A 379-nucleotide genomic window follows, 5' to 3' on the forward strand; every position below is an offset into this window, starting at 1 on the left:
CCGGAGTGGACGCATCACTGGTGTTCGGGTTGTCATGCCAATGGCACTGCCCGGTAGCTAAATGCGGAAGAGATAAGTGCTGAAAGCATCTAAGCACGAAACTTGCCCCGAGATGAGTTCTCCCTGACTCCTTGAGAGTCCTGAAGGAACGTTGAAGACGACGACGTTGATAGGTCGGGTGTGTAAGCGCAGCGATGCGTTGAGCTAACCGATACTAATGAACCGTGAGGCTTAACCTTACAACGCCGAAGGTGTTTTGGCGAAGAGACGATTTTCAGCCTGATACAGATTAACAGAATTTGCCTGGCGGCTTTAGCGCGGTGGTCCCACCTGACCCCATGCCGAACTCAGAAGTGAAACGCCGTAGCGCCGATGCTTG

Annotated in this window: 2 rRNA genes; both read left to right on the forward strand. The window is 53.0% G+C overall.

Features of this window, described 5'->3' with window-relative positions:
* Positions 1-239: ribosomal RNA gene (locus APU11_RS17455) — 23S ribosomal RNA — on the forward strand; the annotation flags it as partial.
* Positions 240-302: 63 nt separating this feature from the next.
* Positions 303-379: ribosomal RNA gene (gene rrf, locus APU11_RS17460) — 5S ribosomal RNA — on the forward strand; the annotation flags it as partial.

It is taken from the genome of Enterobacter sp. 50793107 (genome assembly GCF_001463365.1).
GTDB lineage: Bacteria > Pseudomonadota > Gammaproteobacteria > Enterobacterales > Enterobacteriaceae > Enterobacter > Enterobacter cloacae.